The organism is Bradyrhizobium sp. WSM4874 (assembly GCF_055811835.1).
In genome coordinates, this window is record NZ_JBVVPR010000256.1 from 1 (window position 1) to 303 (window position 303).

General features: G+C 65.7%; 1 protein-coding gene. It reads left to right on the plus strand.

The features are described from left to right. The coding region (locus AC0L3P_RS40270; protein WP_473309496.1) for an oxidoreductase at nt 1-303 on the plus strand (303 nt) is incomplete at both ends.

Here is a 303-nt window from a genome sequence, read left to right on the forward strand (position 1 = left end):
AGCGCCCTGTTTTCCCCGATCAAGCTGCGCGGCCTGACCTTGAAGAACCGCGTCGTGGTGTCGCCGATGTGCCAATATTCGGCCGAGGACGGCGTCCCCACCGACTGGCACTTCACCCACATCAACAATCTCAGCCTGTCGGGCGCGGCGATGTTCTGCATCGAGGCGACCCATGTCGAGGCGATCGGCCGCATCACGCCGGGCTGCCTCGGGCTCTACAGCGATGCCGCCGAGGCCGCGCTGAAGCAGATCCTCACCTCGGTGCGGAAACATTCCTCCACCGCCGTGGCGATGCAGCTCGCG